Raw genomic sequence first — 9,736 nt, 5'->3', positions numbered from 1 at the left:
CCCTGCTCTCGGTCGAGAACACAGTCGGCGTCGCCAACCCCGGAGGCGACGCCGTATGACCACCCACCGATCGTGCTCCCTCAACCACACCATCCTGCGTTCAGCGAAAGAGCCACGCGCATGACTGACACGCTCACCGCTCCCTCAGGGGAGTCGGAAGTCCTCGAATCCGTCCCCCGTGGTTTCCTCGCCCACGACTGGCAACCCGCCACCGGAGGTCGCACCTTCGAGGTGCGCAACCCCGCGACCGAGGAAGTCATAGCCACCGTCGCCGACTGCGGCGCACAAGACGCGCTGAAAGCACTGGACGCGGCGGCCGCGGCCGCCGACCAATGGGCCCTCACCAGCCCGCGGGACCGTGCGACCGTCCTGCACCGGATCACCGACGCCATGACCGAACACCGTGAGCGTCTGGCCCGGATCATCACCCTGGAGATCGGCAAGACGATCACCGAAGCCCGGGGCGAGGTCGACTACGCCGCGGCCTATTTCCGCTGGTACGCCGAGGAGGCGGTCCGCCCCCACGCACGCAGCACCCCCTCCCCCGACGGCAAGAGCCACATCGTCACCGTCGCCGAACCGGTCGGGCCCTGCCTGCTGATCACTCCGTGGAACGTGCCGCTGGCCATGGCGGCCCGCAAGGCCGCCGCCGCCCTCGCCGCAGGCTGCACCGCCGTGCTCAAACCGGCCGCGCTCACCCCGCTGTCCTCCCTGATACTGGGCGAACTGGCGCGCGAGGCCGGCGCGCCCGCGGGTGTCCTGACCGTGATCACCAGCAGCGACGCGGCAGCGGTCACCACGGCGCTGCTGGCCGACCCCCGTCTGCGCAAGCTGTCCTTCACCGGGTCCACGCCGGTCGGCAGGCTGCTGCTTCAGCAAAGCGGTGCCCGGGTGCTGCGCACCTCGATGGAGCTGGGCGGCAACGCGCCGTTCCTGGTCTTCGACGACGCCGACCTCGACCTCGCGGTCCGCGAAGCGATGATCGCGAAGATGCGGCTGGGCGGCCAGTCCTGTGTCGGCGCCAACCGGTTCCTGGTCCAGGAGGGAATCGCCGACGCGTTCGCCGCGGCGCTGGGCGAACGGATCGCCGCCATCCGGGTGGGTGCCCCGGACCGGGAGGACACCGAGCTCGGCCCGCTGGCCGACCACCGCGCGGTGGACAAGGTCCGCCACCTCGTCGAGGACGCCGTGGCCCGTGGTGCCGTCGTCATCGGCCAGGCGGACATCCCTGACGGGCCGGGCCACTACGCCGCCCCGACCGTGCTGGACCACGTCCCCGCCGACGCCGCGATCATGCACGAGGAGGTCTTCGGACCTGTCGCCGCCATCCACCGGTTCTCCACCGAGGCCGAGGCCATAGCGGTGGCCAACGACACCGAGCACGGCCTCGCGTCGTATGTGATGACGTCCCACATCGACCGCGCCCGCCGGGTCGCCGCCCGTCTGCAGGCCGGCATGGTCGGTATCAACCGCGGCCTGGTCTCCGAGGTCGCGGCGCCCTTCGGCGGGATCAAGCAGTCCGGCCTGGGCCGCGAAGGCGGACCCGAGGGTCTCCACGAGTACCAGCAGCTCAAGTACCTGTCGATGCCCGGCTTCAACACCTGAGCCGTCACACCGGTTCGGAACCGGGTCAGTCAGAAGTGCTCCAGGGGCTGCTGGGAGGCGGGATCTGCTTTCCTGCGCCGGTCAGGCGGGTCGCGAGATCGGGTCGGCAGACGGGCCCGTCGCCGGTCCACGAGGACCGGGCGGGGTCACGCGCGGCGTGAGGGCGAGTCGCGCGGCCATCCCCGGGACTCTTGACTCCCGCCTGAGCCAATGCCATCCTCTGTGCCAGATATTAGCACAGCATTCCACAATGTGGCACGGCTTGGGAAGGGTTCGAGGACTCGGGACCACCAGTCCCCCGGACCCGGGACGGATACGAGTGTTGGGGCCTTAGGGCGCGCTCCGCTCCAAGTCGCCACCAAGCATCCTCACGCTCGGCGCCCGGCTCGCGGCCCGGTGGTACGAAAGGAAAGTCCTGTGTCAGCTGCCAGGAGGCGCGTCGCCGTGGTCGGCGTGGGAACGATGGGCAGCCAGGCCGCTTGGCGGCTGGCGGCCCGGGGTGCCGAGGTCGTCGGCTACGACCGGTTCGCCCCCGGCCACGACCGGAGCGCCGCCGGCGGTGAGACCCGGGTCTTCCGCAGCGTGCAGACCCACGACGGCCGCTATGTGCCGCTCGTCCGGCACGCCGACGCCCTGTGGAAGCAGTTGCAGGCGGAGACCGGGCGGGAATTGCGCCGTCTGACCGGAGCCCTGGTGATGGGGCCGGCCGACGACCCCGAGATGCGTAACGTCATGGACGGCATCGCCGAACACGGCCTCGACCACGAGGTGATCGACACCCAGGCGATGGCGAAGCGCTTCCCGCAGTTCCACGTCGACGACGGCGACCTGGTGGTCCTCGACTCCCACGCGGGCTTCGTCCGCCCCGAGCTGACGGTCCAGACCGCGGCCCGGCGTGCCGAGGAGTTGGGGGCCCGGATCCGCCGCTACACCCGGGTGCGGGAGGTCACTCCCGTCGCCGGGGGAGGCGTGGAGATCCGCACCGACACCGACACGGAGCGCTTCGACGCCGCGGTCGTCACCCCCGGCCCGTGGGTGGGTGACCTGTTGCCCGACCTGCCGTGGGAGGTGAGCGTCTACCGCGCGATCAGCGCCTGGTTCCTGCCCCACGAGGACCACCCGGCGGACATCGAGCGTCCCGCCTTCGTCCGCTGCGGCGACACCCCCTTCTACGGCATCCCGTCCCCGGACGGCCTGGCTGTCAAGCTCGGCCTGCCCCAGCCCCACCACAAGCCCGTGGACGACCCGAACCGGCTGAACCGAACCGTCGCACCGGAGGAGCTGGAGACCTTCACCACGGCGGTGCGACGCCACCTGCCCGGCCTGAACCCCGACCCGGTGCGTCTGTCCGTCTTCATGGAGGGCTACACCGAGAGCACCCGGCCGCTGGTCGGCCCCCTGCCGGGCTGCGACGACATCGTCCTGCTGGCCGGCTTCTCCGGCCAGGGATTCAAGATCTCGCCCGCCATGGGCGACATCGCCGCGGACCTCGCCCTGGAGGGCCACACCTCCCAGCCGATCGACTTCATCACCACACACGACCGCACTGCGGCCTGAGCCCCGACGAGGAAGACCATGATCCTGACCATCGGCGCGCTGCGGGCCGAGCCCGGCCGGAAGACCCGCGGGAGCCTGCCCGCCGACCTCGGCACCACGACGGTGGAGGTGCCCCTGATCCTCGTCAACGGCTCCCGGCCCGGCCCCAGGGTCGTGATCACCGGTGGTGTCCACGGCGGCGAGTTCATCGGCGTCGACGCCGCCACCCGCCTGGCCGGGCTGCTGGAACCGGACGAGGTCGCCGGCCAGGTGGTGATCTGCCCCGTGGCCAACCCCCCGGCCGTTTACGGGGGCAGGCTCAACATCTCCCCGCTGGACGGCGTCAACATCAACCGCGTCTTCCCCGGCGACAAGGACGGCGGCCCCACCGAGCGGATGGCGGCCTGGCTGTTCGAGAACCTGATCGACGGCGCCGACGCCTACATCGACCTGCACAGCGGCGGCATCGACCAGCACCTGCTCGACTTCGTCGGCTACCGCCTGACCGGCGACGACAAGCTGGACGCGAAGAACAAGGCGATGGCCCACGCGGTCGGATACGAGCGGGTCATCTTCGGCACCAGCCCGGACGGCGGCAACAGCCACGCCGCGGCGAACCGGCGGGGGATCCCCGCGATCCTCGTCGAGACCGGGCAACTCGGCGACCGGGACCCGGCCACCGTGCGCAGGCTCCTCGACGGCCTGTACCGGCTCCTGCACCACCTGGGCGTCACAAAGGCGCCGCAGCACGTCGCGCAGGTGGCCGTGCAGCCGCGCGACTGGATCTGGACGGGCGAGGTCGAATCTCCGGCCGCAGGCCTCTGGTACCCGGACGCGGTCACCGGTGACGAGGTGACCGAGGGGCAGACCATCGGCCGCGTCATCGACCCGGTCGACGGCGCCGAGCTCAAGGTCTCCGCCGTCTCCACCGGAACGATCATCTACAACATGAACGGGCTGACCGTGCGTCCCGGCACGCACCTGGCCGCCATCGCCGCCCCCCGCGACTGACGGGCCTCATGCCCCACCAGCGAACGAAGCAGCCGTCATCAAGCGCCGGCTGGAGTGGGCTCGTGGCTGAATTCGGTGTCGCGCACCGTCCGTCGCGGTGGCCGGCGGCAAGCCGGCCACCGCGACCGGCACATCGCTGTCGGTAGCGGCCCCGCGCAAGATCTACGGCGAGTCGTCGCCGTCGATGGGACGTCCGTGGAGATCGCCGGTCCCCGGTGAGCCGGGATGCCGAGGGACGATTCGCGAAGGAGACGGTCCGCCATGGACGCCATCGACGAGAAGATCATCGCCGAGCTGACCCGCAACGCCCGCATTTCACACTCCGAGCTGGCCGGCAAGGTGCTGCTGTCCCGCAACGCGGTGCGCCAGCGCGTCGAACGGCTGGAGCGCCAGGGCCACATCGCCGGCTACACCATCGTCCGCGCAGGCGGCGACACCGGCGATGCGGTCTCCGCGCTCGTACTCGTGTACCGCCAGGACCGTATGCGCGGCGGCGACGTCCTGGCCGCGCTCAAACGCATCCCCGAGGTCGTCCTCTGCGAGATCCTCAGCGGCGACTTCGACATCATGGTGCGCCTGGAGGCGGCCTCACTGGAACGCGTACGGGGCATCTGGGAGGACATCGCCCAGATGCCCGGTGTACGGGACACGGTCACCGCGCTCACCCTGTCCAGGGTCGTCAACCCTCGGCGAGGACCGCGGATTTCGACGGAGCCGGGGTGAGCAGCGCATCGGCAGGTCCTCGCCGGTCACCGTTCGGTTCCAGGGCTTCGCGCTCGGTGCGGAAAGCGGTCATCGCACCACGTCGGAGATGTGGTTGACGCAGACGACCTTGGGCTGGGTCATCTCCTCGAAGGCGAAGCGCACGCCCTCGCGGCCCATGCTGCCGTACTTGAACCCGCCGAACGGCATCGCGTCGAAGCGGTAGTCGGACGAGTCGTTGATCATCACTCCCCCTGCCTCCAGCAGCCGGGCCGCGGTCAGGGCGCGGTCCAGGCGCGAGGTGAAGATGCCCGCGTGGAGGCTGTAGTCGACGGCGTTGGCCTGCTCGATGGCGTCCTCGAAGGACGTGAACGGCTGCAGCACGACGACCGGGGCGAACACCTCCTCCTGCCAGATCGAGCAGGTCGCCGGGACGTCTTCCAGGACGGCCGGCGTGTACAGGGCGCCGGCGACGGCGTTGCCGCACAGCAGCACCGCGCCTTCGGCCACCGCCGTGTCGACCTTGGCCCGGGTGGCGGCCGCGGCGTCCGGGGTGATCATGGGGCCGACGTCGGTGCGCTCGTCGAGCGGGTCGCCGACGCGCAGCAGCCTGGTGCGGGCGACGAACGCGTCGCGGAAGCGCTCGTAGACCTCGGCCGCGATGAGGATCCGCTGGGTGCCGATGCAGTTCTGGCCCGCCGCCCAGAACGCGCCGGAGACACAGCAGGCCACGGCCTCGTCGAGGTCGGCGTCGTCCATGACGATGACCGGGGCGTTTCCGCCCAGGTCCATGGCGAGCTTTTTCAGGCCGGCGGTGCGGGAGATGGCTTCGCCGGTGGTGAATCCGCCGGTGAAGGACACCATGCGCACGTCGGGGGCGGCGACGATCGCGGCGGCGATGCCGGCGTCGCCGTTGACGACGGTGACGATCTCCTCGGGCAGGCCGGCCTCGATGAGGGTGTCGACCAGGCGCAGCGCGGACAGCGGTGTCAGGGCGGACGGTTTGAGGATGACGGCGTTGCCGCCGGCGATGGCCGGGCCGAGCTTGTGGGCGACCAGGTTGAGGGGGTCGTTGAACGGGGTGATGGCGGCGATGATGCCCAGCGGCTCGCGGGTGAACCAGCCCTGCCGTTTCTCCGAGCCCTCGTAGGAGTCGAAGGGGATGACCTCCCCGGCGTTGCGCCGTGCCTCGGCCCCGGACAGGGACAGGGTGTTGACCGCGCGGGCGACTTCCTTGCGGGCCTGGGTGATGGTCTTGCCGGCCTCGCTGACGATGAGCTGGGCGAAGGACTCGGCGCGCCGCTCGACCAGGTGGGCGGCGCGTTCCAGGGCCGCAGCCCGTGAGGCGCGGGACAGCGCGGCGGCGGTACGGCGCCCGCACCTGGCCTGCTGCAGGACGCCGCCGACGGCGCCCGCGTCGACGGTGGGGACCGAGGCGATGACCTCGCCGGTGTAGGGGTTGTGCACGGGCACCGTGTCGGCGCCGAGTTCGATGCTGGGGGGCACGGCGGTGTCAGACACGGTGGGTCTCCTGGAGAACGGGGCGCGTGGGGGCGGTGTCGTCGTCGGCGTGGCGCTGGTGGATGGCGATGATGTCCGACAGCAGGGCGTAGGCGGTCTCGAAGCGGCCGGCGCCCGGCCCGGACACCGTGACGGTGCCGAGGAGGTCGGTGTGGAAGGCGACCGCGTTGACCGGGCCGGAGATCCCCGCCAGCGGGTGGTGTGCCGGCAGGGCGAGGGGGGCGACGCGGGCATCGACGCTGCCGTCCTCTTGGCGGGTGGCGGAGCCGACCAGCTTCCAGCGCAGCCCCTTCGAGGCGGCGTCCCGCACCTCGTGGGGCGTGAGCGCGGAGATGCCCTCGCAGAAGACGTCCTCGCGGCGCAGCTCGGCGCCGAGGACCTCGTTGGCCAGGATCATGACCTTGAGCTGGACGTCGTGGCCCTCGATGTCCGCGGTGGGATCGGCTTCGGCGTACCCCAGCTCCTGGGCTTCGGCGACGGCCGCCGACAGCTCGATGCCCTCTTCGAGGCGGCCGAGGATGTAGTTCGAGGTGCCGTTCATGATGCCCTGGACACCGGTGATCTCCAGGCCGCCGAACATGCGCTCGGCGGTGCGCAGGATGGGGGTGCCGCTGAGTACCGAGCCCTCGAACTCGAAGCCGACACCGTGCTCGGCAGCAAGCTGCTTCAGTGCGCGGCCGGCGAGTGCGACCGGTCCCTTGTTGGTGGTGCACACGTGCTTGCCCGATTCCAGGGCCCAGCGCACATGGGAGAGGGCGGGCTCTCCGTCGGTCGGGTCGGTGAACGTCGCCTCCACGACGATGTCGGCCGGGACTTCGCGGATCACCCACTCGTTGCGCGGTTCAGCGCTGCCGCCCGCACGTCCCGCGAAGCTCAGCTCCCCGGGCTCGGCGGCCAGCAGCGGCGCCAGATCGATGCCGTCGGTGTCCACCAGGGAACCGGCCCGCAGATCGGTGATGGCCACCACCCGCAGGGCGAAGCCCAAGTCCTCGGCGAGGCGGTGCCCGCGTTGGGATATGAGTTCGGCGAGCGCGCGATTGACGCCGCCGAATCCGATGAGGGCGAGATCGTATCGGCCCATGAGATCGCTCCTTCACAGTCCGCCGCCTCCACGGTGCGGCTGCTCAGAGCCTCGCTTCTCCGCCTGTCACCTGCTCCATGCCGCAACGACCACCCGGCATGCCGATCTGCACCGTTGTGATGACGATTCGCCGCCCACCCCACCTCCGGCAGGCTGAGTACGCCAGGCGGGCGGCCGTCGGTCGGATGGCCCGACGAAGGCGCCGCCCGTCGGCGGGATCGTCAGAAGGCGATGATCTGCCATTGCTGGCGCGTCAGTGACGCGCACGGCTGCTGCTCGGCCCTGGCTCCGTCGGCGGTGCTGCCCTCGTCGACGCCGAGGCAGAGCCCGCTGTAGCGGTTGATGAGGAAGAAGTAGCGTCACCGGTGGGCGTGACGGCGTACGAGGTGATGTCTCCGTCGGTTGAGTCGGTGCGGTTCCACTGCTTGCGCAGGTACTCCAGGGCGGAGACGTTGCTCCACACCCCGCCCAGGCCGATCGTGAACCGGGTCGGCAGGCCCGGTTCGGGGCACGGGGGTTCCTTACGGTGGCCGGATCGCACTCGCACGCGCATGTCCGACTGCCGGACGCAGGTCCTACGGAATGGCCGCCCGAACGCAAAGGGCACCCCCGTACGGAAGTCAACCCATGCGGCAGCGCGCCTTTTCCGCCATCCCGGCGGATGAACCGCGCAGGAACGAAACTCGTGGGAAACATTGACGGGGCCACGACTCAAACTTATCTTCTGCTCGAACCACCGCACATTGTTCGCAATGTCGAACAATTAGGGCCCCTCGCGACGGCGTAATCAGTCAAGCGGACGGGCCGGCCTCCGGAGGAAGAGTTGAACAGAACCGTCAGAACCCTGCTCGCCCTGCTAGGCCCGCTGATGCTGGTCCTGCTGGGCGTGCCCGCCCTTCAGGGCACGGCCTCCGCCGCCGCCCCGCCGCCCGGGCAGGCCACGCGGTACACGATGACCGCGTTCACCAATTCCAGCGAGTCGAACATGTACGTGTACGACTCGCCGGACGCAACCGGCTTCACCCTCCGCAAAGGCCCGGCGTACACCCCGCCCTCCGGGTTGATTCGCGACCCCAGCGTCTTCAAGCACACGGACGGCTTCTACTACATCACTTACACCACCAACTGGACCGGGAACACGATCGGCTTCGCCCGGAGCACCGACCGGGTGAACTGGACGTTCCTGTACAACTACACGATCCCGATCAGCGGACTGACCCGCACCTGGGCGCCGGAGTGGTTCATCGACAGCGACGGCAGCGTCAACATCATCGTGTCGCTGACAACGGCGAGCACCGCCACCCACTTCACCGCCTACAAGATCACCGCGACCAACTCCGCGCTGACCACCTGGTCGACGCCCACCCAGCTGTCCGGCATCGGCCCGAACTACATCGACACCTTCATCGTCAAGGTCGGCTCCACGTACCACGCGTTCACCAAGAACGAGACGACGAAGTACATCGAGTACGCCACCGCCTCCAGCCTCACCGGCCCGTACACCATGCTGAAGACGGGCAACTGGGCCGGATTCGGTGACTGGGTCGAGGGCCCGGCCCTGGTCCAGCTCGACAACGGCGGCTGGCGCATCTACTACGACGGCTACCGCGCCGGGAAGTACTGGTACAGCGACAGCTACGACGACTTCGCCACCTGGACCACCCCCACCGAGCTGCCCGGGCTCACCGGCTTCGCGCGTCACCTCACCGTGCTGAAGGAGACGGTCCCCGGGGGTGTCACCCTGCCCACCAACACCACCAGGTCACTGCAGTCGGTCAACTTCCCCGGCCGATACGCCGTGGTGCGCTCCGACAGCCGCGGCTACATCGACCCGGTGAGCACCTCCAGCACCACCGCCGTCAAGCAGAGCGCGACCTTCACCGTCGTGCCCGGTCTCGCCGACGCCAACTGCTACTCCTTCCGCGACTCCTCCGGCCGCTACCTCCGCCACTGGGACTACCGGATCCGCTTCGACAGCAGCAACGGCACCGACACCTTCAACAAGGACGCCACCTACTGCGCCCGCCCCGGCAGCACATCCGGCTCCGTCAGCCTCGAGTCGTACAACTACCCCGGCCGCTACCTGCGTCACTACAACTACGCGCTGCAGGTGGACCCCTACCAGAACACCGACACCTTCCGAGCCGACAGCTCCTTCACGGTGGTCAGCCCCTGGGCCTGACCTGTCCGCCCCACCCCCTGCCGTGCCGCCGTGGCTGGCGACCCGCGGCGGCGCGGCCCTGACTCGCTGCGCGCGGCCACAGGACGACCAACGACGAT

The 9,736-nt window shown here is 70.0% G+C and carries 8 protein-coding genes; 5 read left to right on the top strand and 3 right to left on the bottom strand.

Annotated features, from left to right (window positions below; genetic code table 11):
• Nucleotides 1-120: 120 nt before the first annotated feature.
• From ALMP_RS40635 to ALMP_RS40620, 4 genes are all read left to right on the top strand, one after another.
• The gene (locus ALMP_RS40635; RefSeq protein ID WP_264937029.1) at nucleotides 121-1,605 is read left to right on the top strand and encodes an NAD-dependent succinate-semialdehyde dehydrogenase; all 1,485 of its coding nucleotides are present in this window, start codon (nucleotides 121-123) and stop codon (nucleotides 1,603-1,605) included.
• Nucleotides 1,606-2,022: 417 nt separating this feature from the next.
• Nucleotides 2,023-3,162, top strand: coding sequence for an N-methyl-L-tryptophan oxidase (gene solA, locus ALMP_RS40630; RefSeq protein ID WP_264937028.1), 1,140 nt, complete (start codon nucleotides 2,023-2,025; stop codon nucleotides 3,160-3,162).
• 18 nt (nucleotides 3,163-3,180) lie between these two features.
• Nucleotides 3,181-4,152, top strand: coding sequence for a succinylglutamate desuccinylase/aspartoacylase family protein (locus ALMP_RS40625; RefSeq protein WP_264937027.1), 972 nt, complete (start codon nucleotides 3,181-3,183; stop codon nucleotides 4,150-4,152).
• Nucleotides 4,153-4,413: 261 nt separating this feature from the next.
• Nucleotides 4,414-4,875, top strand: coding sequence for an Lrp/AsnC family transcriptional regulator (locus tag ALMP_RS40620; protein WP_264937026.1), 462 nt, complete (start codon nucleotides 4,414-4,416; stop codon nucleotides 4,873-4,875).
• 69 nt (nucleotides 4,876-4,944) lie between these two features.
• Here the strand turns inward: ALMP_RS40620 and ALMP_RS40615 are convergent, their stop codons facing one another.
• From ALMP_RS40615 to ALMP_RS40605, 3 genes are all read right to left on the bottom strand, one after another.
• Nucleotides 4,945-6,375, bottom strand: coding sequence for an aldehyde dehydrogenase family protein (locus tag ALMP_RS40615; protein WP_264937025.1), 1,431 nt, complete (start codon nucleotides 6,373-6,375; stop codon nucleotides 4,945-4,947).
• On the bottom strand, nucleotides 6,368-7,456 hold the full coding sequence (locus ALMP_RS40610) for a homoserine dehydrogenase (RefSeq protein ID WP_264937024.1): 1,089 nt from the start codon (nucleotides 7,454-7,456) through the stop codon (nucleotides 6,368-6,370). Before ALMP_RS40610 ends, ALMP_RS40615 begins: the two co-directional genes overlap by 8 nt.
• A gap of 221 nt (nucleotides 7,457-7,677) precedes the next feature.
• Nucleotides 7,678-7,800 carry an RICIN domain-containing protein gene (locus ALMP_RS40605; RefSeq protein WP_264937175.1) on the bottom strand — a complete coding sequence of 41 codons (123 nt, stop codon included), beginning with the start codon at nucleotides 7,798-7,800 and terminating at the stop codon, nucleotides 7,678-7,680.
• Between the two features lie 479 nt (nucleotides 7,801-8,279).
• On the opposite strand from ALMP_RS40605, the gene ALMP_RS40600 reads away from it, so the two are divergent.
• Nucleotides 8,280-9,638, top strand: coding sequence for a glycoside hydrolase family 43 protein (locus ALMP_RS40600; protein ID WP_264937023.1), 1,359 nt, complete (start codon nucleotides 8,280-8,282; stop codon nucleotides 9,636-9,638).
• The last annotated feature ends 98 nt before the right edge of the window (nucleotides 9,639-9,736 follow it).

The sequence above is a fragment of the Streptomyces sp. A012304 genome, assembly GCF_026008495.1.
GTDB lineage: Bacteria > Actinomycetota > Actinomycetes > Streptomycetales > Streptomycetaceae > Streptomyces.
This window is presented reverse-complemented; position numbering and strand designations above follow the sequence as displayed.